Origin of the sequence: Bryocella elongata (genome assembly GCF_900108185.1) — a bacterium.
In the GTDB taxonomy this organism is placed as follows: domain Bacteria; phylum Acidobacteriota; class Terriglobia; order Terriglobales; family Acidobacteriaceae; genus Granulicella; species Granulicella elongata.
This window is the reverse complement of record NZ_FNVA01000002.1, coordinates 645,307-664,429: the sequence shown is the minus strand read 5'-3', so window position 1 is coordinate 664,429 and position 19,123 is coordinate 645,307. Positions and strand designations below refer to the sequence as shown.

The following is a 19,123-nucleotide window of genomic DNA, read 5'->3' as shown; positions in this document are numbered from 1 at the left end:
TCCAGCCTAACTCTCCGCGACCTCTTGACCACCTTGCTACCCTAGAACTATGTTTACCGGCCTCGTCGAAGCCACTGGAAAGCTCGTCTCGCGCGCCCACACCGGCGGCGCTCCCCTGCTCATCGTCAACGCGCCTTCGCTGGCGGGTCGCTGGCGCGAGGGCGACAGCATCGCCGTCAACGGCGTCTGCCTCACGGCGCTCGTCGTCGAAGGCGACCCCACGCACTTCGCTGCAGACCTCGCCGCCGAGACCTTGGCCCGCACCACGCTCGGCGCGATCCCCCACGGCTCGGTGCTGAACCTTGAGCTGCCCACGCCCGCCGGCGCGCCGCTCGGCGGCCATGTCGTGCAGGGCCACGTCGACGGCACCGCGAAGTTCATCTCCCTCGTTCCGCTCACCGACGACCTGACCACCACCGACTGGCGGCTCACCCTCGAACTCCCCCGCGAGCTCGCAGCGGGCGTCATCTCCCAGGGATCGATCACCGTCAACGGCATCTCCCTCACCGTCGCCAAAGTCCGCAACGAGGCAGACGGCTTCTTCGTCGAGATTGCCATCATCCCGCACACCTACCAGGTCACCAATCTGCACGCGCTCGCGACGGGCTCAGAGGTCAACATCGAGACCGACGCCCTCGCCAAGTACGCCGCCCAGATGCACGCATCGAAGTCCACGTCGGAACTCACCGCAGCTTCCCTGCTCGCACGCGGCTACTAATCCGCTACTCTTCGGCCGCAGGCAGCGTCTACACTCCACCATGCCCCTCAGCCGCTGCCATCGCTTCCTCGCGATCCCGCTCTGCTGCATCCTGACTTGCAGCCTCTCCGCGCAGGCTCCTACCGACAAACCAGCCTTGCCCGCCTTCGAAGTCGCCACCATCCGCCCCGATCCCGACGGCGATCCCCGGCAAGGCAGCTGGTCGCGCCCCGGCATGGGTACCTTCAAGGCCTCACACCTCTCGCTGGAGATGCTCATCCGCCTCGCCTATGGCGTCGATGCGAAGCAGATCCTCAACGAGCCCCGCTGGCTCACCGGCAACCTCTACGACATCACAGCCAAGCCCGAGGCCGGCGTCGCCCTCTCGCGCGAAGAGCTGCGCCCGCGCCTGCAGGACCTGCTGCAGCAGCGCTTCCACCTCGTCTGCCACACCGAAACGCGCGACGAACCCGGCTACATCCTCGTCATCGCTAAGCACGGAGCGAAGCTGACGCCCACGCACGGCGCGACCTTCCCGGGCTTCCGTCAGAACGTCAATCCCGGCAACCTGAAGGGCCTCAACTGGTCGATGACCGACCTCGCGACCTACACCTCATCGCTGATCGCCAAGCCCGTCGTCGACCGCACCGGCCTCACGGGCAGGTACGACTTCAGCATCGAGTTCGCCCGCGACGACGACGCGACCTCGACGCTCCCGTCGCTCTTCACCGCGCTCGAAGAGACCTGCGGCCTCAAGCTCAACGCAGCCAAGGTCCCCGTCCAGGTGCTGGTCATCGACAGCGTCGACGCCGTGCCAACACCGAACTAGCGCCCCGCCCCACAAATCGCGGAACTGTTCGCAGCGCAACGCTGTCCATCGGCGCGTCATGTAGCAGGGCCAAAGGCCCGACAGATACTAGCCTGGGCCGAAGGCCCAGGCTGCGGCACAAGAGATGGCATAGGGCTGAAAGCCCGACACATCGCCCAGGAAATCCCAGACCCACCACGCAGGCAAGCTACCCCAGCTCGTCCAACATCCCGGTCATCTCGCTGGCAGCATGAGCATTGCCCGTCCGTTCCGCAGCCTCAAGCCCCGCGGCAATCCGCGCCTTCGCGTCGTCGATCCGCCCCAGCTTCACCAGCACCTGCGCCGACATCTGGTACGCCGGAACGTAGTCCGGCGTTCGCTCGATGATCTCGTTGTACTCATCCAGCGCCGCATCCGTCTTGCCTTCGCCAGCCAACGCCATCGCCAACCCATAGCGGGCAAACGCGTCCGCCGGGTTGGCGGCAAGAATCTCTCGCAACATCGCAATCCTGTCCATGTCGATAGCATAAAGACAACGGACCGATAGAATAAAGATGCTATGAGTGAAGCGATGCAAGCCCCCGCGCCGCGTCTCGTCTCCGCGTCGCAGTCCGAACGCAGCGAGATCATCTTTCCGGCCGACTCCAACCCTCTCGGCAACCTCTTCGGAGGCCGCCTGATGCAGTTCATCGACCTCGTCGGCGCGCTCACCGCCAGCCGCCACTCGCACGCCATCCCGGTTACGGTCAGCATGGACCACCTGGACTTCGTCGCACCCGTCCGTGTCGGCGACATCCTCATCCTCAAGGCCAGCGTCAACCGCGCCTTCAACACCTCCATGGAGGTGGGCGTGAAGTGCATGGTCGAAGAGCCGCGCGGCAACATCCTGCGCCACGTCTCCTCCGCCTACCTCACCTTCGTCGCGCTCGACCCCCTCGGCAACCGCGTCCCCGTACCGCAGGTGATCCCTGAGACCAACCACCAGAAGCGCCGCTTCGAAGATGCAGGCCGCCGCCGCGAGATGCGCTCCGCCGAGGTGATGCGCAAGAAACAGCTCCGCGCGACCTTGCCGCCGGAGTGGCACGTCTAGAAGCGAGTGAGCAGACGGCAGTGAGTAGTGAGTAGACTCCTTCTCGCTGACCAGAAGCAGTACGCACCGCAAAACCACTACTCACTACTCACTGTTCTCTACTCACTTTGAGGTTTCCATGGCACACGGACACGCACCAGCTCCCCCCGCTCCCCTTCCTCTTCGTGGCATCCGCCACATCGTCGCCGTCGGCTCCGGCAAGGGCGGTGTCGGTAAGACCACCGTCGCGGTGAACCTCTCCATCGCGCTCTCCAAGCTGGGCTACAAGGTCGGCCTCATCGACGCCGACATCTACGGCCCCAACGTGCCCACCATGCTCGGCGCTACGCGCCAGCCCAACATCGTCGGCGAGAACACCATCGAGCCGCTGACCGCGCACGGCGTCAAGTTCATCTCCATCGGCCTCATCGCTCCCGGCGACAAGCCCATGGTCATGCGCGGACCGATGCTCCACCAGATCATCCGCCAGTTCCTCACCCAGGTGGCCTGGGGCGAGCTCGACTTCCTCCTCGTAGACCTGCCCCCCGGCACCGGCGACGTCGTCATCTCGTTGGTACAGACGGTACCCCTCACCGGCGCTGTCGTGGTCTCGACCGGATCTTCGGTCGCATTGGAAGACGCGCGCAAGGCCCTCGGCATGTTCGCGCAGGTGAACGTGGAAGTGATGGGACTTGTAGAGAACATGAGCCAGATGACGCTGCCCGATGGCACGATCATGGATATCTTCGGCGCTGGCGCCACCGAACAGACCGCAAAGCAGTTCAAGCTGCCGTTCCTCGGCTCCATCGACATGGATCCGCACGTCCGGGAAGGCGGCGACCGTGGCCTGCCCGCTGCCCTCGCCGGCGGCGCCACCAAACGCGGCCAGGAGTTCATTGCCATCGCCGAAAAGGTCGCAGCACGCTCCAAGGAGATAGCCGAAAGCACCGAGGACGTACTCGAGATCAGCTAAGTCGGCCACCGAATCGGGTGCCCCGGGTCCCTCAAGGGACCCGGGCTTGCGTTGCACCGAAATCACGGAAAACCTTGAACCCAGTCCCTCTGGACCCTAAGCCCTGGGCCCTGACCCCTCGCCCTTTTGACAACATCAGTAAAATAGACATAGCGGCGCTCTCTCCGCCCGAGACCCCTTATGTCCGGCCCTCTTACAACCCGGCAGCGCGAGATCCTCATCGCCATCGTCGAGCAGTACATCGAGACCGGCGAGCCCGTCAGCTCAGGTACGCTCGCGCACGTCGCCTTCGACCACGCGATGAGCTCCGCCACCATCCGCAACGAGATGGCATCGCTCGCCGACGCCGGGCTTCTCGACCAGCCCCATACCTCCGCAGGCCGCATCCCCTCAGCTGCCGGCTTCCGTCTCTACGTCTCGCAGCTCAAGGTCTCGCCCACGACCGCGCAGCTCGCCGGCCAGGCCGAGGTCCGCTCCCAGTTGAGGTCCCAGATCGACTCGCAGTTCGCCGGCGTCGCCGGCGCAAATGCCCTGCTGGAGTGCACCTCCCAGGTACTGGCCGCGCTGAGCTCCGGCGTGGGCTTCGCCATCGGAGCTTCCACCGCTGCCGATCTCCTGGAGCATGTGCACTTCTCGCGGCTCGCTCCCAGCCGCATCCTCGCCGTCGTCGTCACGCGCAGCGGCATGGTGCGCGATCGCGTCCTCGCGCTCAGCCGCGACCTCACTCCCGTCGAGCTCAACAGCGCCTCCAACTTCCTCAACGAGCACTTTCGCGGCTGGAACATCGAACGCGTCCGTGCCGACCTGGCACGGCGTCTTGAGACCGAGCGCCACACCTACCAGGAACTCCACGACGCCATCGAGCTCTGGGCCAGTGCGATCCCGGCCTCCGCGTCGCAGCCCGTCGTCTACCTCGACGGCATCACCAATCTGCTCGCGCATCCGCAGGACCGCGAGCGCCTTCGCGCCCTGCTCGCCGCGCTCGAAGAAAAGCAGCGCCTCGTCGAACTCCTCAACGCCTACATCGATGCCCGCGAAACCAGCGTTCGCGTCGTCTTCGATCTCGAAGACCAGCAGCCCGGTATGGCAGGCCTCGTCCTCGTCGCCGCGCCAGCGCGCGTGGCCGACGGAAGTTCCGGCGCCGTGGGCGTTCTCGCCCCGCGCCGTATGCAGTACAACCGCACCATCGACGCCGTGGGCTATGTCGCAGAGGTCTTCGACCGGCTGCGTGATCCCGCAACGCCGTAGCCAACATCCAACTCTCTGCAACCGGCCTCTCGAGCCCGAGCGAATCCCCGCAGTCCAAGTGCTGCGATGAACAGGAAGCGATATGCCACCGCTCAACTCCGAAGGCCTCAAAGATCGCTTCGCGCGCTGGTCGCGCGGACAAGACGGAAAGGAACAGAACATGTCCGAAAACACCACCCTTACCCCCGAGCAGGAAGCAGCGCACGAAGCTGCCCAGGCCGAAGCCGGAAACACCAACGAGAGCCACGCCGAGCTCGAGCAGCTTCGCGGCGAGCGCGACCAGCTCGCCTCGCAGCTCCTCCAGTCGCAGGATCGCCTCGCTCGTCTGCAGGCCGAATTCGACAACGCCCGCAAGCGCGAAGCCAAGGAGCGCCAGGACGCGCGCGACTACACCGTCCAGCAGACCGTCGAGCCCTTCCTCGGCGTCATGGACAACTTCGCCCTTGCGCTCAACAGTAAGGGCGACGCCGCACAGCTTCGCACCGGCGTCGAGCTCATCCTGAAGCAGATGGAAGACGCGCTTCGCAACCTGAACGTGCAGCCCGTCGCAACCGTTGGCGAAGAGTTCGATCCCCGCGTGCATGAGGCCCTCGGCAGCATCGAGACGCTCGAGCATCCCGACCACTCGGTACTCGAAGAGATCCGCCGCGGCTATAAGCTGCGCGACAAGCTCCTCCGTCCCGCACTTGTACGCATCGCCATCAACCCAGCCCAGAAGAGCGAGTAGTCTCCGTACCGTCTTTCTCTACTCTCTACTCACTACTCTCTACTCACTGGAATCGATTCATGCCCCCTACGATGAAACTTGACTACTACGAGATCCTCTCCGTCGAGCGCACCGCCTCCGACCAGGAGATCAAGACCTCCTATCGCAAGCTCGCGATGCAGTATCATCCCGATCGCAACCCCAACAATCCTGAGGCCGAAGAGAAGTTCAAGGCCTGCAGCGAGGCCTATGGGGTACTGAGCGATCCCGACAAGCGCGCCGCCTACGACCGCTATGGCCACGCCGGCGTCAACGGCTCCGGTGGCTTCCCCGGTGGACAGGGCAGCCCCTTCCAGCAGGGCGCCGACCTGAACGACATCTTCGGCGATCTCTTCGGCGAGATGTTCAACATGGGCGGCCAGGGTGGACGACGCGCCTCGCGTCAGCAGCGTGGCCGCGACCTCAAGTTCGACATGCGCCTCGAGTTCGAAGAAGCCGTCTTCGGCGTCGAGCGCGAAGTCACCATCCGTCGCGCCGAAGCCTGCGAAGTCTGCGAAGGCTCAGGCTCCGAAGGTGGCAAGGCTCCCGAGACCTGCCAGCAGTGCGGCGGTCGAGGACAGGTCCGCTCGCAGCAGGGCTTCTTCTCCATCGCGCGCACGTGCCCCATCTGCAGCGGTACCGGCACCGTCGTCCGCAACCCCTGCAAGACCTGCCACGGCGAAGCCCGCATTCAGCGCGAGCACAAGATCCTCGTCAAGGTACCCGCCGGCGTCGAGCAGGACACACGCATCCGTTACACCGGCGAAGGCGATGCGGGCCGCTTCGGCGGCGCACCCGGCGATCTGTACGTGGTCCTCACCGTCAAAGCGCACAAGTTCTTCGAGCGCGATGGCGACGACATCCACTGCTCGATCCCCATCAGCTTTACGCAGGCCGCCCTCGGCGCGGAGATCGAAGTCCCGACCCTCGACGGCAAGGAGACCCTCAAGGTCCCCGAAGGTACGCAGTCCGGCAAGGAGTTCAAGCTCAAGGGCAAGGGCGTGCCGCACCTCAGCTCCTATGGCAAGGGCGACCTCATCGTCGAGGTCCGCGTGCAGACGCCAACCAAACTCAACAAGCTGCAGAAGGATCTCCTTCGGCAGCTCTCCGACGAGATCAAGATGGAGAACACCCCCACCTCGCGCGGACTCTTCGACAAGGTCAAGGAGATGTTCAGCTAGTTCGGACACTCAACAGCAATGCAGAAGGGCGGCCATGCGGCCGCCCTTCTTGTCTTTCGTCGTCATCCTGAGCCGCAGGCGAAGGACCCCCGAATTCGTTCCGCCCATGCACACCACCCCGCAGCGCTGAGTACCTCATACCTGTTCCCCTCAAACCTCAGACCTCTACAGCAATCTGGTTTGAACTCCCCAGGAAACCAGCTAGAGCAATGCCCCACAAACCGCCAGCGCCGCGATCGCCGCAGTCTCCGCGCGAAGAATCCGCGGCCCGAGCGTCACCGCTCTCCATCCCGACTCATCAAACAGCTTCATCTCATCCGGAGCCCAACCACCTTCGGGTCCGATGGCCATCGCCAACTCGCTGACTGGCTGACTCGCGAGCACGCTGCTCAACGAGTTCTCCTGCTCCGTCTCCGCGAGCAGCAGCTTCGTCGTCGCTTCCACCGTAGGCACTACGAGCTTCAGGACCAGAGGATCATCCACCACCGGCACATCGCTGCGTCGCGACTGCTGCGCGGCCTCGCGCACAATCTTCCGCCACCGCTCCACACGCTTCGCCGCTGCCTGCGCCAGGTGCTTCTCCGTGCGCCGCGCGAGAACCGGAGTAATGCGCGCCGCGCCCAGCTCCGTCGCCTTCTCCAGCCCCCACTCCAGATGATCGAACTTGAACACCGCCATCAGCAGATGCACCGGCAACGATGCATCCATCTCCAGCTCTTCGCCCAGCGAGAAGACCACCTCGCGCTCACCCACACTCGTGATCTCAGCGCGGCGGAGAAATCCACCTGCGACCACATCGAACACCTGCCCGGCCTGCGCACGCAGCACACGCGCGAGATGCACTGCCTGGTCTCCCGTCAGCGTTGCGGTTGTGTCGTTCCACTCATCGGCGATCCATCGACGTCGCGTCATACCAACAGGATACTGCGTCCCTTCGGCGATCACGCCGTCACCCTTCGCATCGCTTTCCGCTCATCTCTTCTCTCTGCCTACGTCTCTACTGTCTACTGTCCGCACATTTCTTAAACACCTCGGGGACGCCTATGGCGTCCCCGAGTGTGTTGCCTTTTTTGGTTGCCTTGCCTTGGTTGCGTTTGCCTGCGCTCCCATGTCGCGATCACGAGCAGTGATGCAACTAACGAAGGTATAGATTTAGCGCGACACAGAGTCAAGAAAAAAATGCATGCGAACGCACGCAGGAACGGTTGCACGTCGCGATGCAAGTGATCCATTCGAACTCGAGTTCACCTCCTCATGCGCGCAACTTTCGTGCGTCACGTGTGTCGCCGATCACACCGGTCAGCTTCGACCTCCTGCATGAAGATGCAACGAGAGGCTCTTCACTCGACGCACTCGCTTTGCCCTGCGCGCAAATCACCCCATAAACACTGGCGATTCTTCATCAAGCCCGCAAGAGCGGAACCCACTCGCTAGAGCTCCACTCTGCGCCGTATACTTTGTCGCGCCGAGGCTGAAGGCTTCGCATCGTAGAGGAGTCGCATCGCATGTCTTCATCACGCGACGTCGTCATCGTGAGCGCCGCACGAACGCCGGTCGGAAAATTTCTCGGCGCACTCAGCTCGCTCACCACCATCGATCTGGGTGCCATCGCCGTGCGTGCCGCCGTCGAACGTGCCCGCATCCACTCTTCTGATCCGGACAACTGCATCATGGGCTGCGTGCTTCCCGCCGGACTCGGACAAAACCCCGCGCGACAGGCTGCACTACGTGGTGGTCTCGCCAACACGGTGGAAGCTCTCACCATCAACATGGTCTGCGGCAGCGGGCTCAAGGCCATTGGCCTCGCAGCGCAAGCCATCGCGCAGGGCGACAGCGAAATCGTCGTCGCCGGCGGCATGGAGTCCATGTCCAACGCGCCCTATCTTCTTCCATCCATGCGCAAAGGCGCACGCATGGGAGACGCCCAGGCCATCGACTCCATGATTCATGATGGCCTGTGGTGCGCCTGCGATGATTGGCACATGGGCATGACCGCCGAGCTCGTCGCCGAGAAACTCAACATCACCCGCGAGCAACAGGATGAGTACGCACTCGCCTCACATCGCAAAGCTGCCGCCGCTCGCGCTGCAGGTCGCTTCGCCGCAGAGATCGTTCCCGTCACCATCCCCTCCACAAAGCGCGGGGCCCATCCCACCGTCGTGCAACACGACGAGAGCATCCGGGACGATGCATCCCTCGAGGCACTCGCTTCCCTTAAGCCTGCCTTCAAAAATGACGGCACCGTCACCGCCGGCAACTCCCCCGGCGTGAACGACGCTGCCGCAGCCGTCATCCTCATGTCAGTGGACAAAGCACGCGAGCTCGGCCTCCAGCCGCTTGCAACGATCCGCGCACAGGCCACAAGCGGCGTCGCGCCGAAGTGGGTGCTCCTGGCTCCCGTCACCGGTGTGCAGAAGGTACTCGCTCGCGCTGGCTGGGCCATCGACGAAGTCGATCTCTTCGAACTCAACGAGGCCTTCAGCGTGCAGGCCCTTGGCGTCACGAAGGAACTCGGTCTGGATCTCACTCGGGTCAACGTCAACGGTGGCGCAGTCGCGATCGGTCATCCCATCGGAGCCAGTGGCGCTCGCGTCCTGGTCACACTGCTCTACGAGATGCAGCGCCGCGATGCACGCAAAGGCATCGCAGCCCTTTGCCTCGGCGGCGGCAACTCCGTCGCCATGGCCCTCGAGCGCTGCTGACTCTCTCCGTTGCCTTCGGAAGCTACGCCTTGGGTCCGTCGTTCACTTCGATCCAGTACTGGTCTGGATCCTGGAAGTAGAGCTGTCGCACTCCGTCCCGTCGCGGCCCAACCTTCCCATCGCCTCGAAAGTTGCGGTACACCACGCCCATCCCATCCAGGCGCTCCATGAAGCCGCGCAGATCGTCCGTGCGAAACGCCATGTGATGCGTGATCTCCTGCGTCTTCGCGGTCGCCGCATTTCCAACAATATGCAGTGAGTTCCCAGGCCCGATCTCGAGCCAGATGTGCAGCCCATCCTCGAAGGGTTCAGCGATTCGCGCAAAGCCGAAAACCTGCTCATAGAACGCCGCACTGCGCTCCACGTCCACAACAAAGATCGCCAGGTGATCGAAGGTCATCATGATTCGCCATCCATCATAGTCATCCGAAACGCGTGCGTCGCTGCGCTTCCATGCGTCAAACTTCCATGCGTCAAACCTCCATGGGTCAAACTTCCATGCTCGACAACACCCGCCGCTTCACTGGTCGCGCCGCCGACTACGACCAGTATCGCGAGCGCTACGACGCATCGATCGTGCTGCCACGCCTTCGCGAATGGTGCGACCTCACGCCGGATTGGCTCATCGCCGACATCGGTGCAGGCACCGGCATGCTCGCCGACATCTTCCTCGCCAACGGCAACTCGGTCTTCGCCGTCGAACCCAACGCCGAGATGCGTCGGGCCTGCATCCTGCTTCACCCCGGTCAGCATCTTCTCCAGGTCGTCGATGGAACCGCCGAAGCCACCACCATCGCCGCGCACAGCATCGATCTCGTCTGCTGCGGCCGCGCCTTCCATTGGTTCGATGTCGACCAGGCAATGGCCGAAGCCCGCCGCATCCTCAGGACCGATGGCTGGTTCGTCAGCGTCGCCTTCGGACGCGCCGATGATGCGCTCGACGCCAACCTCGCTATCGAGGCGTTGCTCCGTTCCATGACCTCGAGCGGCAACAGCACACGCGACGCCTACGCGAAGTACGCAAGGCTCCCGGAGTTCCTCGTCCGCGACTATCGCCAGGAACAGATCGAAGGCGCAATGCTCCTCACCTGGCCTGAACTCCTGGGTCTCATGCGCTCGTTGTCGCACTCCCCGTTACCAGAGGATCCACGCTTCCCCGAATTCGAAGGCCGCCTTCGTGACGTCTTCTCACGCTATGCGGTCGAGGACCGCATCACCCTCGCGACACGCTACTGGATCAACGTCGGCCGGTTCTAGTGACCCTTCGGGGCGGACATGCAGACCGTCGCGACTCGCTGCGCCACCCACGCGTCCAGTTCGCCTGCCTTGCTCAGCTGCAGAACCTCTTCCATCCCGGCCTGCCGATTGCTCGGGTTCGCCGCTACTACCATCTCGTACGCCCTCAGGCCGCTGCGCACTCCAGCCTGAAACTGGGCCACAGGATTGTCCGGCTCGTCCTTGTGCTCGATCGCATAGCGCGCTCCGCCCGCCATCATCTGGAAGAGGATCAGCGACCCCGTACGGTTGTTCCCTTTGCTCATGCCCGGCACCACGATGCACGTGAGCACATGCACATCAGGAACCTCGGTCAACCACCGAAGCAGCCATGACCGCTCCTCCTGCGCCTTGTCGCCCAAAGGGTGCTGCTCCAGATCCCCAATCGCAGCGAGAGCCCGCGCACGCTCGGCCGCAGTCGATGGCCCCCGATTGCCCTGTGCCACGGCCATGCGCGCACAGAGAAGCGCTGCGGCGAAGATCAGGCTCTGCCATCGCATGCGAAAGACGGTATCACAGCCTCGACGCGCTCAGCACTCGATGATGTTGCGTCAAGCCCCGCAAGGCTCGTCTCCTTGTAGCGTGGAAGCCTATCTGGACCAGTCGCGTGAGGTGTGTCGGATCGCCTTCACGTAGATCCGGTCGCCGGAGACCTCATACAAGACCACATAGGGCCACGGAGCAAAGACAAGTTCTCTCGAATTGTCCGCGGATCGTTTTCGTCCAACATGCGGCATCTGGCGTAGGTTCAGAACGCCCGCAAAGATGGCCCGAGCCACCGATCTTGCAGCCTCGACACTATCTTCAGAGATGTGTTCCACAATCGAAGCAAGATCGTCCGCCGCGCTCTCTGTCCAGACGATTCTCATCGGCCGTGAAGCAGGTTCTCGATTCGAGCCACAACGACCTCGTGCTCAACTGTCCGGCCTGCCGCGATGTCTTCATCTCCGCGCTTCACCGCAAGGAGCAACTCTTCTTCCTGATCGAGGAATCGGTCAACACCCCTCTGCGCCAGTTCGTCAGGCGAGAGGGATGTTTGAGCGGCCAGGTGCTGCAGTCGTTGTTCCTGTTCGGGGGTAAGGGCGACCGACATAAGAAAAAACTAGCCCCCCCTCGTTTACCGAGTCAAGCCGCCACTGAGGCATAGCGAAGCCATGACGAGCGTCATCCGCATGGCGGCTAGGCCAGCGCTCCATTCAGGGACAGGATGAAAATGCAGATGCACGCCCCTCGTCACAACCTCAGCATTCGATGATGTTCAGCGCCAGCCCCGCGAGGCTAGTCTCCTTGTACCGCGACTGCATATCCATCCCCGTGCGGTACATCGTATCGATGATCTGATCCAGCGAGATCTTGTGCACGCCCGGATCGTTCATCGCCAGGCGCGAGGCATTGACCGCCTTCACCGCGCCCATGCCATTGCGCTCGATGCACGGAATCTGCACCAGCCCCGCAATCGGATCACACGTCATCCCGAGGTTATGTTCCATGCCGATCTCAGCCGCATGCTCTACTGCGTCGTTGTCGCCACCCAGCGCCGCAACAAGACCACCCGCCGCCATCGAGCACGCCACACCCACTTCACCCTGGCAGCCAACCTCCGCACCGGAGATGCTCGCGTTCTCCTTATAGAGCACGCCGATCGCAGCCGAGGCCAGGAAGTATCGCAGCAACCCGCGTTCCTTCTCGATATCGCTCAGTCCGTGCGAAGCATGGCGCAGAAAGTAGTACGCCACCGCCGGCACAACACCTGCCGCGCCATTCGTCGGTGCAGTCACCACGCGCCCCCCCGCAGCGTTCTCTTCGTTCACCGCCATCGCGGCCAGAGTCACATCATCCAGCGGAGCCAGCGGGTCGCGATGCGCTCCCGCCTCATCCATCCTCGCTAGCCGGCGAGCCAAACCCGGAGCACGACGCCGCACATTCAGCCCACCCGGCAGTGTGCCTTCCGTCTGCTTGCCGCGCTCAATCGAGTCCTCCATCGCCCGCCACAACGTCAGCACGGCAGCCTCAATCTGCTCCTCCGGGGTCATCGATTCCAGCGATGGCGGAGCTTCATTCCCCGGACGAAACGGCGACACGATGCGGTCGATGCGGCGCGCGATCGTCGCATCACTCAGCAGTGCGACCTCGTTCGCGAGCACCATCTCCGCAATGGTCTTGCCATGCTCGACGCCAAGCTGCAGCAACTGCGCTGCACTCGTGAAGCGATACGGCACTACGCGATCCCCTGCAGCACTGGCCTTGTTCGCGAACTCCTCAGCCGTAAGAATGAACCCGCCTCCGATGGAGTAGTACACCTGCTCGAAGAGAACCGCTCCGGCCTCATCGAGCGTCGCAAAGCGCATCCCGTTGGGGTGCGTCTCCACGCCATCCGGATACATCCGGTCGCGATGAAAGCGCAGGTCCGTCGCGGGATCAAACGCGATCGCATGCTTGCCCAGCAACGTCAACGTCTTCGATTCCTTCAGCGCGTCGATCCGTGCCTCAATGCCATCGAGGTCCACCGTGTCCGGCGACTCCTCCAGCAGCCCCATCACGATGGCGCGATCCGTCGCGTGTCCCACGCCTGTCAGCGCCAGAGAACCATACAAGTCCACCGTGATCCTCGAGCCATACTCTGCACGACGCGCAAGCTCGCGCACGAACGCCAGCGCCGCGCGCATGGGTCCCACCGTGTGTGAGCTCGAAGGTCCAATACCAATCTTGAAGAGTTCGAAGAGACTTGTCTGCATGCACCCGCCCGATGCTCCATTGTAGGGCGCTGCGCGCTCCACGTCCCATCCTCAGACCGGTTGGTCGGACGAACCAAACACAACAAGGCGGGCCGATACTCCGACCCGCCTCGACGCCCCTTAGTCTTCCCCGCTCAGTTGCCCGTGTGGTCCGCAGGACTCGGCGCGGGCATCGCGACCGCACCCGCACTCACCAGGTACGCCGCCGCTCCGCTGAACTGCACCGGCTTCTTCGTATCGAAGTACAGCTGCGCCAGCGAGTGCTGCGCCTTCTCATCGTGATAGCTGCGCATCGCCTTGGCCGCCGCCGCACGAACCGTCGGGTCCTTGTCTTCCAGCGCCGCCTCCAGCGTGGCTCGCGTCTCCGGCAGATGTATCTGCGCGATGTCTTCCACCGCCTGCACCCGCGCCGTATCGCCGCCGTTCTTCTTGATGTACTCATACGCCGTCACGCCGAAACCAAACGGCCCCAGCAGCAGCGAAGCTCCCGTCTCCGCACCCAGCTTGGCCATCGACGCAGGGTTGTGCATCTCGCGACTCGCCTGGTGCATGCTTCCACCCACCAGCGGTGCCGAGGCCTTGCGGTCTCCATCGACAACGGCCAGCAGCAGGTCCTCTCCCGAGTGGTCGCCCATCTTCCACAGCGTCGTCGCTGCGGCAAACGCCACCTGCGGCTCTGGAGCATTCAGCGCCTCGCGCAGGTGCCCATCCAGCGCGTGGTTCCCTGTCTGCCCGGCCGCCAGCACCGCTGCGGTTCGCGTATCAACATCCTTCGCCGAGAAAGCATCCGTGATCAGCTCAGCCGCCTTGGAGTTTGTACCCAGCGTGCCCAGCGCACCCAGCGCCTGGATCTGAAGATCCACGTGCTTGTCGTCATGCACCGCGTCGGACAGCAGCTGCCACGACTGCGCGATAGCGTCGGCCTTGGTGCGAGTCACCTCGCCCACCACGGCCCCGTCCGCACTGCTCGTTGCAGGCTTCGATTTGCCCTGTCCCTGCGCTACGCCCGCGGCCACGCTCATCAGCGCCATCGCCGCAACGCCCGCCAATCCCAGCCGCGGCACGCGGCGCCATGCGAGGCTCCCCCGCAGTTCCGCCACGGGCCCGGTGTACTTCCTCGTCGTCATCTCGTTCACCTTCGCCACCTTCTTTCGTCCGGCTGCCGCAGCAGCAATCGGCCTTGCCCTTCAACATCATGCGTCACAAACGGGTCAGGGACTTCGATGCGGCTCAGCCTTCCTTTGGTTCACCGGCCCTTCCGCTGTTTTCTCAGCCCACAGCCTACCCCATCCCACGACGACCGTCGCCCACAACTTCCCTCCACCGCCGGTACCGGGTGCTACACTCACCCGCAACCGCTTCCTACTCCGAGTACCGGTTCAAATCATGCTCTTCAAGACTCGCAGCGCCGCGGTCTATGGGATCGACGCGCACCTCATCGACGTTGAGATCGACTTCGCCGGATACAAGACCGAGAAGGACGAGTTCTCCACCGTAGGTCTGCCCGATGCCGCCGTACGCGAGTCGCGTGACCGTGTCCGCTCCGCCATCCGCAACTCCGGCTTCGATCTCCCCACCACCCGCATCACCATCAACCTCGCGCCCGCCGACCTGAAGAAGGAAGGCTCGGGCTTCGATCTCCCCATCGCCATCGGCATCCTCGGCGCCTATGGCGCGCTGACGATCAAGGAAGTCCACGACTTCGTCCTCGTCGGCGAACTCGGACTCGACGGCACCCTCCGCGAGGTCCAGGGCGTGCTTCCAATCGCCATCGCCGCGCGAGCCGCCGGCATCCGCAACGTCATCCTGCCCGCCGCAAACGCCCGCGAAGCCGCCGTCGTCGATGGAGTCGACGTCTTCCCCGTCCGCTCGCTGCTCGAGGTCCGCGAGCTCCTCAACGGCTTTGCCTCGGGCAAGCAGTCCATGTTCGCCAAGCCACTGCGCGTCGACACGAAACAGCTTCTCGCGGGCTCCGAGCATGCGCTCCCCGACTTCCGCGACGTCCGGGGACAGCTCGTGGCCAAACGTGCCCTCGAGGTCGCCGCAGCTGGCGGCCACAACATCCTCATGATCGGCCCGCCCGGCAGCGGCAAGACCATGCTCGCCAAGCGGCTGCCCTCCATCCTCGCTCCGCTCACCTTCGAGGAAGCCCTCGAGACCACCAAGATCCACTCTGTCGCGGGCGTGCTGGATAAGGATGCGGGCCTCGTCACACAGCGCCCCTTTCGCGCGCCTCACCACACCGTCTCCGACGCAGGCCTCATCGGCGGAGGCATCATCCCCCGCCCCGGCGAGGTCTCTCTCGCCCACAACGGCCTGCTCTTCCTCGACGAGCTCCCCGAGTTTCCCCGCAACGTCCTCGAGGTCATGCGCCAGCCGCTCGAAGACGGGCAGGTCACCATCGCCCGCGCCTCCATGTCGCTCAGCTTCCCGGCGCGCTTCATGCTTGCGGCGGCGATGAACCCCTGCCCCTGCGGCTACCGCGGAGATCCCTCCGGCCGCTGCCATTGCACTGCGCCCCTCATCCAGCGCTACATCTCCCGCGTCTCCGGCCCTCTTCTCGACCGCATCGATATCCATATCGAGGTCCCAGCCGTGCAATATAAGGAGCTGCGCGGCGGCTCCGCCCAGGAAGGCTCCGCCGAGATCCGTTCCCGCGTCCTCGCCGCGCGCGAGCGCCAGCACGCCCGCTTCCACGCCAACGCTCCGGATTCCGGCAGACAGCCTCCCCCACCGGCCTCCGATCCCCGCAGTCGAGGCTCCTCCCGCACCGCACCCAGGCAAAAGGTCTTCTCCAACGCCCAGATGTCGACCCAGCAGATCAGAATCTTCTGCGAGCTCTCCAGCGAAGCCGAGCGCCTGCTGGAACGCGCCATGGTCTCCCAGGGGCTCTCCGCCCGAGCCCACGACCGCATCCTCAAGGTCGCCCGCACCGTCGCCGACCTGGCCGCCGCACCTTCCATCACCGTCCAGCACCTCGCCGAAGCCATTCAATACAGGACCCTCGACCGGAGCCATTGGTCGTGATACGATCACTCGCGTCATCAGGTATCCCACTGAAAAACAAAGCCCTTGTTTGATTCCCGCTTCCAAAACCTCCCGATTTTGGAATTTCCCCCGATCTTTCCAACAGAAAAAGGGATTGACCCGAGCCATAGCAAGCGGTATGGTGCATAAGGTAGTCAGCCAGAGGCACGAAATTCCTCCCGTCTGCGTTCCTTGCGGTTCGCTTCCCGGGCTTTCCTTTGACTGACACCAGCGGCTCTGCTGCATCCCCACAGCCAGCCTCAGTTCGTAGTGCTCGCCCCCGATCGGCGGTTTACCCCTTCGTGTGCATGCTCGAGTTCTGGGTATCTGCGGGAACCCGATAAAGTTTGAGGAACAGGCCTGATCAGCAGGCGGACCTGGGCCGATGACGTTATCGCCTGTCCGGCTCGCAAAGGACTTGCGCCCTTGCACCCTCCGGACACGTCTAATCAAGGAACGAGGATCAAGAAGCTGGCCTCGCCAGCGAAGCGGGATCCTCAGCGTGCAGCCCTGTTGCAAGTACGAACGTCCCCAGCTGAATCACCGCTCAAGCTATTCGCCCAAAGGGTCCCAAACGGACAAGACGACCCAGGCCAATCCCTTGCCAAGGAGAAAACATCTCATGCGCTCAGATCTGATTTTTGGAGCCCTCACCCACGTCACGAACCGCTATAAGCTCTGCCAGCTCGCCTCCAAGGCGACCCGCAAGCTGCATAAGCCGAACACCCGCCTCCAGGACACCACCAATGAGGTTCTCGATCGCTTCAAGGACACCGTCCCGATGAGCGAGCAGGTCGAGGCGGACCTCGCGATTCCTTCCCGGCGTGCCGCTTAGTTTCACTCCACTCAGACTCCAGCCACAGACTTGATCAGCTTGTCGTTTCGCCGCCCGCCAACGAGGTCCAACCGGACCGAACCGTGGCGCTCCCACCTCCCGGAAGTACCCATCCTGTGCAAATCAGGGCACTCCGGGAGGCATCGCGGCTCTTTCGCAAGCAACGCTTCTCTGCTAGGCTGTCTCCAATCTTCCTAGTTCCTACCTTCTGCGCTGAGGTTGCCAAGACCTTTCAGGTTTGAGCACGTCCGCTGTTGCTGTTCTCATCTGTCGTCCGTTCGTTCCTCTGCAACATCCTTGCCGCAACACCCGAGCGGGTTCCCGCTCCCTGCAAGACCCATATCCCCTTCCAAAGAAAAGTTGAACCATGTCCACTGAAAGCACCCAGGAACTCATGACCATCGCCGAGCTTAAAGAGAAGTCCATTGCCGAGCTCGGCAAGCTGGCCCGCGCCCTCGATATCGCCGGCACCAGCGGCCTGCGCAAGCAGGACCTCATCTTCAAAATCCTTCAGGCTCAGAGCGAAAAAGAAGGCCACATCTTCGCCGAGGGAGTGCTCGAAATCCTCCCCGATGGCTACGGCTTCCTCCGCTCGCCCGATTACAACTACCTGCCAGGCCCCGATGACATCTACGTCTCGCCCTCGCAGATCCGCAAGTTCGACCTCAAGACAGGCGACACCATCAGCGGCAACGTCCGCAGCCCCCACGAAGGCGAAAAGTACTTCGCCCTGGTTAAGATCGAGGCCATCAACTTCGAGTCGCCCGAAGAGACCCGCAACAAGATTCTCTTCGACAACCTGACGCCGCTCTACCCGCAGGAGCGCATCAAGATGGAGACCGTGCGCGAGGCCATCTCCGGCCGCGTCATGGATCTGCTATGCCCCATCGGCAAGGGCCAGCGCGGTCTCATCGTCGCTCCGCCGCGCACCGGCAAGACCGTCCTGATGCAGCAGATCGCCAACTCGATCACCGCGAACCACCCCGAAGTCGTCCTCATCGTCCTGCTCATCGACGAGCGCCCGGAAGAAGTCACCGACATGCAGCGTAGCGTCAAGGGCGAAGTTATCAGCTCGACCTTCGACGAGCCCGCAGCACGCCACGTCCAGGTCGCCGAGATGGTCATCGAAAAGGCCAAGCGCCTCGTCGAGCACAAGCGCGACGTCGTCATCCTGCTTGACTCCATCACCCGCCTCGCCCGCGCCTACAACACCATCGTCCCGCCCTCAGGCAAAGTCCTCTCCGGCGGTGTCGATTCCAACGCGCTGCAAAGGCCAAAGCGCTTCTTCGGCGCGGCCCGCAACATCGAGGAAGGTGGTAGCTTGACGATTATTGCCAGCGCCCTCGTCGACACCGGTTCCAGAATGGACGAAGTCATCTTCGAAGAATTCAAGGGCACCGGCAACATGGAAGTGATCCTCGACCGCAAGCTGGTCGATAAGAGAGTGTTCCCCGCGATCGACATCCAGCGCTCGGGAACCCGTAAGGAAGAGCTGCTCATCCCCAAGGACGATCTGCAGCGCACCTGGATCCTCCGCAAGGTCCTCAACCCGCTCTCGCCGGTCGAAGCCATGGAGCTTCTCTCCGACAAGCTCGGCAAGACCCGCAACAACCAGGAGTTCCTCCACAACATGAGCTCGCTGTAAGGGAGTAGCAGCGGGCGTTAGCTCGCGGAACAGGCCGCCCGGAAAAGGGCTTCAGCCCCGGGCCCTCAAACACGAGCTCAAACCAAATCGAACGCCCTCGCAACCGCGAGCCAAGCGTTCACCGGCATCTCTCGGGTGGTACTGAGAGGAAGAAGGGCGCAGCCAACAAGCTGCGCCCTTTCG

The 19,123-nt window shown here is 63.4% G+C and carries 20 protein-coding genes; 13 read left to right on the top strand and 7 right to left on the bottom strand.

The features are described 5' to 3' along the window. The first annotated feature begins 49 nt into the window (after positions 1–49). Complete coding sequence (locus C4S68_RS09130) at positions 50–718, top strand: riboflavin synthase (RefSeq protein WP_103932714.1); 669 nt, start codon at positions 50–52, stop codon at positions 716–718. Between the two features lie 40 nt (positions 719–758). Beyond that, positions 759–1,526, top strand: coding sequence for a TIGR03435 family protein (locus C4S68_RS09125; protein WP_103932713.1), 768 nt, complete (start codon positions 759–761; stop codon positions 1,524–1,526). A gap of 187 nt (positions 1,527–1,713) precedes the next feature. Here C4S68_RS09125 and C4S68_RS09120 read toward each other — a convergent pair whose 3' ends face one another. Beyond that, positions 1,714–2,007, bottom strand: coding sequence for a tetratricopeptide repeat protein (locus C4S68_RS09120; protein ID WP_235011472.1), 294 nt, complete (start codon positions 2,005–2,007; stop codon positions 1,714–1,716). A 57-nt stretch (positions 2,008–2,064) separates the two neighbouring features. Between C4S68_RS09120 and C4S68_RS09115 the strand changes: the two genes are divergently transcribed. The 5 genes from C4S68_RS09115 (at position 2,065) to dnaJ (ending at position 6,721) form a co-directional block, all read left to right on the top strand. Further along, on the top strand, positions 2,065–2,595 hold the full coding sequence (locus tag C4S68_RS09115; RefSeq protein ID WP_103932711.1) for an acyl-CoA thioesterase: 531 nt from the start codon (positions 2,065–2,067) through the stop codon (positions 2,593–2,595). A 118-nt stretch (positions 2,596–2,713) separates the two neighbouring features. After that, positions 2,714–3,547: an Mrp/NBP35 family ATP-binding protein gene (locus tag C4S68_RS09110; protein WP_103932710.1), complete on the top strand. Its 834-nt coding sequence runs from the start codon at positions 2,714–2,716 to the stop codon at positions 3,545–3,547. A 180-nt stretch (positions 3,548–3,727) separates the two neighbouring features. Continuing rightward, positions 3,728–4,795 carry a heat-inducible transcriptional repressor HrcA gene (gene hrcA, locus C4S68_RS09105; RefSeq protein WP_103932709.1) on the top strand — a complete coding sequence of 356 codons (1,068 nt, stop codon included), beginning with the start codon at positions 3,728–3,730 and terminating at the stop codon, positions 4,793–4,795. Positions 4,796–4,955: 160 nt separating this feature from the next. Beyond that, on the top strand, positions 4,956–5,522 hold the full coding sequence (locus tag C4S68_RS09100) for a nucleotide exchange factor GrpE (protein WP_103932804.1): 567 nt from the start codon (positions 4,956–4,958) through the stop codon (positions 5,520–5,522). A 59-nt stretch (positions 5,523–5,581) separates the two neighbouring features. After that, entirely contained in the window at positions 5,582–6,721 is a 1,140-nt protein-coding gene (gene dnaJ, locus C4S68_RS09095) for a molecular chaperone DnaJ (RefSeq protein ID WP_103932708.1), read from the top strand. A 201-nt stretch (positions 6,722–6,922) separates the two neighbouring features. Here dnaJ and C4S68_RS09090 read toward each other — a convergent pair whose 3' ends face one another. Continuing rightward, positions 6,923–7,633 carry an RsmE family RNA methyltransferase gene (locus C4S68_RS09090; RefSeq protein ID WP_103932803.1) on the bottom strand — a complete coding sequence of 237 codons (711 nt, stop codon included), beginning with the start codon at positions 7,631–7,633 and terminating at the stop codon, positions 6,923–6,925. A 593-nt stretch (positions 7,634–8,226) separates the two neighbouring features. On the opposite strand from C4S68_RS09090, the gene C4S68_RS09085 reads away from it, so the two are divergent. Then, a complete protein-coding gene (locus tag C4S68_RS09085; RefSeq protein WP_103932707.1) occupies positions 8,227–9,423 on the top strand; it encodes an acetyl-CoA C-acetyltransferase in 1,197 nt (398 codons plus the stop codon). Positions 9,424–9,445: 22 nt separating this feature from the next. On the opposite strand, the gene C4S68_RS09080 is transcribed toward C4S68_RS09085, so the two are convergent. Then, a complete protein-coding gene (locus C4S68_RS09080) occupies positions 9,446–9,826 on the bottom strand; it encodes a VOC family protein (protein WP_103932706.1) in 381 nt (126 codons plus the stop codon). 80 nt (positions 9,827–9,906) lie between these two features. On the opposite strand from C4S68_RS09080, the gene C4S68_RS09075 reads away from it, so the two are divergent. After that, entirely contained in the window at positions 9,907–10,680 is a 774-nt protein-coding gene (locus C4S68_RS09075) for a class I SAM-dependent methyltransferase (RefSeq protein ID WP_160115074.1), read from the top strand. On the opposite strand, the gene C4S68_RS09070 is transcribed toward C4S68_RS09075, so the two are convergent. Continuing rightward, the gene (locus C4S68_RS09070) at positions 10,677–11,198 is read right to left on the bottom strand and encodes a hypothetical protein (protein WP_103932704.1); all 522 of its coding nucleotides are present in this window, start codon (positions 11,196–11,198) and stop codon (positions 10,677–10,679) included. The genes C4S68_RS09075 and C4S68_RS09070 overlap by 4 nt on opposite strands. Positions 11,199–11,288: 90 nt before the next feature. Then, a complete protein-coding gene (locus tag C4S68_RS23945; protein ID WP_103932703.1) occupies positions 11,289–11,567 on the bottom strand; it encodes a type II toxin-antitoxin system RelE/ParE family toxin in 279 nt (92 codons plus the stop codon). 5 nt (positions 11,568–11,572) lie between these two features. Here C4S68_RS23945 and C4S68_RS22925 point away from each other — a divergent pair, with 5 nt between their 5' ends. Then, positions 11,573–11,845, top strand: a complete 273-nt coding sequence (locus C4S68_RS22925) for a hypothetical protein (protein ID WP_146072087.1) — start codon at positions 11,573–11,575, stop codon at positions 11,843–11,845. Positions 11,846–11,939: 94 nt separating this feature from the next. Here C4S68_RS22925 and C4S68_RS09055 read toward each other — a convergent pair whose 3' ends face one another. Both C4S68_RS09055 and C4S68_RS09050 read right to left on the bottom strand, forming a co-directional pair. Continuing rightward, positions 11,940–13,433 carry an L-serine ammonia-lyase gene (locus C4S68_RS09055; protein ID WP_103932701.1) on the bottom strand — a complete coding sequence of 498 codons (1,494 nt, stop codon included), beginning with the start codon at positions 13,431–13,433 and terminating at the stop codon, positions 11,940–11,942. A gap of 134 nt (positions 13,434–13,567) precedes the next feature. Further along, a complete protein-coding gene (locus tag C4S68_RS09050) occupies positions 13,568–14,560 on the bottom strand; it encodes a HEAT repeat domain-containing protein (RefSeq protein ID WP_160115073.1) in 993 nt (330 codons plus the stop codon). A gap of 259 nt (positions 14,561–14,819) precedes the next feature. On the opposite strand from C4S68_RS09050, the gene C4S68_RS09045 reads away from it, so the two are divergent. The 3 genes from C4S68_RS09045 to rho all read left to right on the top strand — a co-directional run bounded on the left by C4S68_RS09045 (position 14,820) and on the right by rho (position 18,940). Then, positions 14,820–16,460, top strand: a complete 1,641-nt coding sequence (locus tag C4S68_RS09045; RefSeq protein WP_103932699.1) for a YifB family Mg chelatase-like AAA ATPase — start codon at positions 14,820–14,822, stop codon at positions 16,458–16,460. Positions 16,461–17,082: 622 nt separating this feature from the next. Next, a complete protein-coding gene (locus C4S68_RS09040) occupies positions 17,083–17,295 on the top strand; it encodes a hypothetical protein (protein WP_103932698.1) in 213 nt (70 codons plus the stop codon). A 394-nt stretch (positions 17,296–17,689) separates the two neighbouring features. After that, on the top strand, positions 17,690–18,940 hold the full coding sequence (gene rho / locus C4S68_RS09035) for a transcription termination factor Rho (protein ID WP_103932802.1): 1,251 nt from the start codon (positions 17,690–17,692) through the stop codon (positions 18,938–18,940). Positions 18,941–19,123: the final 183 nt, after the last annotated feature.

Bases quoted from the DNA above. Each gene is read 5' to 3' on its own strand.
- C4S68_RS09130 (WP_103932714.1), top strand. From the start codon at position 50: ATGTTTACCGGCCTCGTCGAAGCCACTGGAAAGCTCGTCTCGCGCGCC.
- C4S68_RS09125 (WP_103932713.1), top strand. From the start codon at position 759: ATGCCCCTCAGCCGCTGCCATCGCTTCCTCGCGATCCCGCTCTGCTGC.
- C4S68_RS09120 (WP_235011472.1), bottom strand. From the start codon at position 2,007: ATGTTGCGAGAGATTCTTGCCGCCAACCCGGCGGACGCGTTTGCCCGC.
- C4S68_RS09115 (WP_103932711.1), top strand. From the start codon at position 2,065: ATGAGTGAAGCGATGCAAGCCCCCGCGCCGCGTCTCGTCTCCGCGTCG.
- C4S68_RS09110 (WP_103932710.1), top strand. From the start codon at position 2,714: ATGGCACACGGACACGCACCAGCTCCCCCCGCTCCCCTTCCTCTTCGT.
- hrcA (WP_103932709.1), top strand. From the start codon at position 3,728: ATGTCCGGCCCTCTTACAACCCGGCAGCGCGAGATCCTCATCGCCATC.
- C4S68_RS09100 (WP_103932804.1), top strand. From the start codon at position 4,956: ATGTCCGAAAACACCACCCTTACCCCCGAGCAGGAAGCAGCGCACGAA.
- dnaJ (WP_103932708.1), top strand. From the start codon at position 5,582: ATGCCCCCTACGATGAAACTTGACTACTACGAGATCCTCTCCGTCGAG.
- C4S68_RS09090 (WP_103932803.1), bottom strand. From the start codon at position 7,633: ATGACGCGACGTCGATGGATCGCCGATGAGTGGAACGACACAACCGCA.
- C4S68_RS09085 (WP_103932707.1), top strand. From the start codon at position 8,227: ATGTCTTCATCACGCGACGTCGTCATCGTGAGCGCCGCACGAACGCCG.
- C4S68_RS09080 (WP_103932706.1), bottom strand. From the start codon at position 9,826: ATGATGACCTTCGATCACCTGGCGATCTTTGTTGTGGACGTGGAGCGC.
- C4S68_RS09075 (WP_160115074.1), top strand. From the start codon at position 9,907: ATGGGTCAAACTTCCATGCTCGACAACACCCGCCGCTTCACTGGTCGC.
- C4S68_RS09070 (WP_103932704.1), bottom strand. From the start codon at position 11,198: ATGCGATGGCAGAGCCTGATCTTCGCCGCAGCGCTTCTCTGTGCGCGC.
- C4S68_RS23945 (WP_103932703.1), bottom strand. From the start codon at position 11,567: ATGAGAATCGTCTGGACAGAGAGCGCGGCGGACGATCTTGCTTCGATT.
- C4S68_RS09055 (WP_103932701.1), bottom strand. From the start codon at position 13,433: ATGCAGACAAGTCTCTTCGAACTCTTCAAGATTGGTATTGGACCTTCG.
- C4S68_RS09050 (WP_160115073.1), bottom strand. From the start codon at position 14,560: ATGACGACGAGGAAGTACACCGGGCCCGTGGCGGAACTGCGGGGGAGC.
- C4S68_RS09045 (WP_103932699.1), top strand. From the start codon at position 14,820: ATGCTCTTCAAGACTCGCAGCGCCGCGGTCTATGGGATCGACGCGCAC.
- C4S68_RS09040 (WP_103932698.1), top strand. From the start codon at position 17,083: ATGCGCTCAGATCTGATTTTTGGAGCCCTCACCCACGTCACGAACCGC.
- rho (WP_103932802.1), top strand. From the start codon at position 17,690: ATGACCATCGCCGAGCTTAAAGAGAAGTCCATTGCCGAGCTCGGCAAG.